Below are 3,170 nucleotides of genomic sequence, written 5' to 3'. Positions count from 1 at the left end.
GTGTGTTCAGTGTAAGATTTTAGAATGCTATCGTTTGAGCAATTTTCTTTCATATTTAATGTATTACCGCTAACGTTTCTTGTATGTTGCGTTTGCCTGCCGAAGGCGGTATATGCAATATACAAATTGTTGTACGTAGTTTTTCATTCAAAGTTTAGCTTATTTGTAAAGTCAAAATCAGTTGTCACACTATGAGATGAATTAATTCCGCTTTTAAATTTCAGTCCGTTTTGTTTTATATTTTCCATTTGTTTTATAACATCTGAATCAGGGATATATCCGTCACGAATAGCGATTTTAAAGCTGTGTAAGAGTAAATTCTAGCAACTGGATTTGCGCCAAACAATAGTTTTTCTATAACGTCATATTTTTCTTGTTCCAAAAGTGTTTTTATAAATCCATTTGCTAAATGAGGATAATCTTCATCAACTTGATACGTACTGGAATTATACTCGACCTTATTCAAGTTATAATATGCATTTAGCTCATCAGTTGTATATTTATTAATGTCAATTTCTAATGTGAAATTGGGGTATACTTTTTTGTATTCCGTTAAATTTTCATAGTGAATTTTAAAGTATTCCATGCTTGTTCCACTGCAGGTTAGAGGAATAGTTATTTCTTTTAAATAGATGTTCTCAAATACATTGTCTTCAACTTCTGTGTATAACTTTGAGTAAATTATTAAATCATTATAAATCAATGTTTTTAGGTTAAAACTTGTATAACCACCATAAAAGTCGTGAGAAATTAATTTTAAATCGTCCAGTAATTCAATTGTTATACTTGAAGAGTTTCCCTTTCCAGACAAAAGTGATGGATAAACAGTTAGGTACTCCGATATAATAGGTTTCAATTCCGAAATAGGATTAATCATTTCTCGATATCGAGTCAAGTCATTTTGAACCCAATCTTGCTTCGGGTATGGATTTTTCTTTTTTGGTCGACAAGTATGACAATTTTCTAATTCCGCTTTATTCAGTTCGTAAATATTTTGTCCATTACAAGAATAGAGGATCAAAATTATTAATATCGAAATCAGAGTTTTCATTTCAAGTCAAATTGCGTACAACGCCAAATATATGAATCGGAGCAAGGCAAGCAAGCCTGAACCAATTGATTAAACCGCGCTATTTTTATTTCTTATTCAATTTATAAAAATTTGGCGCCACCACAAAAAAGAAATGACCTTTCGATTGGTACCAAACTTTGCTCTGATTGCATATATATTGTTGTAAGCTGCCTTTTTTATTCATTAAGAGTCGCTTCTCTAATTCCATTAATTACTTTATTAGGGTTACAGGAATTTAATCCAGCTCCCCAACTAGAATTAAATTCTATAACAAACCATCCATTAGTTATGTTGTGTCCTAAGTCAATAACATAAGTTTTAGGTAAATCGATTGTATGGTTTTGTAAAAAATCAGTCAGAAATTCTTTTGCGGAATTTAGATCGGAATTTCCTTCATAAATTGCCATATCTAGAATTTCGTTTTTTAATATAAACGCACGAACTTCAGTTTCTATATCAATTATGTTTGACTTTATAACTTGTTCATTTTGTTCAATCCCTTTTGTTTCTTGAGTAAAACTGTCAAAATCATTATAAACTCTCGATTTGAATGTTTTAGGTTTAACAGGTTTGATAAAGATTGGAAATGAAGTTGTGTCAACTTCCGCGATTTTTAGAATCTCGATTTCGCGTTTAATCCATTTAAAGTCCAGTTCACTAATTAATTCATCTTTAGGCTCAATCAGTTTTATTCCGAGGACTTGAGCTAAAACAAGACTAAAAGTGTCAATTCCGTATATGATTACTCTTTTTTTGGAGTCAATGTTTGGTTGTTCCCAAAACTTTACAATTCTTTTTATTTCTCCGCCATTCTTTTTCCAACTTTTGGCAATTGAATCACGTTCAATATCTGCTTTGTCAGGAATTAATAGGACTTCATTCGTCATTTATTGAATGTTTGTTTTGGTTGCTTACAACGTTTAGCTATGCGTAGTGCGGGAGCAAAAAATCACAGTTTTTCGAGCCAGCTCTTAGCCAAAGTTTATGTTTTGTTTTTATATTTTCTAAAATACTAAATTTAAATCTTTGGTGACAAACCAAATAGACAATAACCTTTCGATTAAACCTAAACTCCGCATTATCGCATAGGTGTTGTTCTAAGCCGTTTTTTTATTTTTCCATCCTCTTTTTTCAAAACTTCTCATATTTCGGCTATCTTTTATTGAGTTCAGATATTCCGCAAGAATTTTCAATTCCGAGTCAGTTTGGTTTCCTTCAAAGGCAGTCACATAAACAGCATTCCCATAATTATCCTTTGTTTTTTCAGGAGAATCGTCAATCATCAATATTCGGTCAATTGAGAAACCTTTCTTTTTTACTTTTTTAAGTCTCTTTTCGTGAACATATTCGTCAAGTTGATAATTCCTTTTCGTTGTACAGCGAGTTCTTCCCCAAACAAATTCAAATTCAATGTTTTCAGGTTTTATTTTTTCAACGATTTCCTCAACGTATTTATCGTCAGCAGATGACCAAATAGCTAATTTGAAATTAACACTCATAGATTCTAAAAACCACTCAAGATGCGGTCTTCGATAAACAAAATAATCTGCATATTGGAAGTCAAAGTCAATTTCGAGTTTTCGTTTAGTTGCGTGAATTAGAGTCTCGTCTAGATCCAGTACTAATAATATTTTGTTTTCAGTTTCCAAATTTAGTTAATGGCTTAGAACGTTAAATATATGGCAAGTTGGGCAGAAAATAAGCGATTAATTTCGGTTAAGCCACAAGCCAAATCTTTTGTATTTTGTTTTAATTTTTCTCTTTTAATACCAAATCAAAAGATTTGGCGACTTTGCAAATAGACAACACCCTTTGGGTTAAACACTAATTGCCCAATTTGCTATATATAGTGTTACAAGCTGGCTTTTTTGCTTACCAAAATTTCCACCAAGGTTTTTTTACGTTATCTTTTGTCTTTATCTCTATCCTATTTTTCATTTCAAGATTGGGATTGTTATCTAGCATAACTCTAAAACTCCCTCCTTTAATTTCTTTTGTCAATATATTTAGAGAAAACTCGTACCATTCTTTTTTCGAATTTGTGGGGTCAAAAGTTAGTCCAGATATAATATCATCTTGAAATTTCAAGTCTTTAAAT

Annotated in this window: 4 protein-coding genes; all 4 read right to left on the bottom strand. The window is 31.4% G+C overall.

Annotated features, from left to right (window positions below; translation table 11 throughout):
- Positions 1-253: 253 nt before the first annotated feature.
- Positions 254-1,051 carry a hypothetical protein gene (locus tag ACWGOQ_RS23945; RefSeq protein WP_452060360.1) on the bottom strand — a complete coding sequence of 266 codons (798 nt, stop codon included), beginning with the start codon at positions 1,049-1,051 and terminating at the stop codon, positions 254-256.
- Between the two features lie 197 nt (positions 1,052-1,248).
- Entirely contained in the window at positions 1,249-1,959 is a 711-nt protein-coding gene (locus ACWGOQ_RS23940) for an ATP-grasp domain-containing protein (RefSeq protein WP_452060359.1), read from the bottom strand.
- A gap of 210 nt (positions 1,960-2,169) precedes the next feature.
- Positions 2,170-2,721 carry an NIF family HAD-type phosphatase gene (locus ACWGOQ_RS23935; protein WP_452060358.1) on the bottom strand — a complete coding sequence of 184 codons (552 nt, stop codon included), beginning with the start codon at positions 2,719-2,721 and terminating at the stop codon, positions 2,170-2,172.
- Positions 2,722-2,944: 223 nt separating this feature from the next.
- Positions 2,945-3,170, bottom strand: a 226-nt coding sequence (locus tag ACWGOQ_RS23930) for a hypothetical protein (protein ID WP_458202889.1), incomplete at its 5' end; no start/stop codon positions are given.

The organism is Aquimarina ulvae (assembly GCF_053613295.3).
The sequence above is the reverse complement of the archived record's forward strand: the minus strand, read 5'-3'. Positions and strand labels throughout refer to the sequence as shown.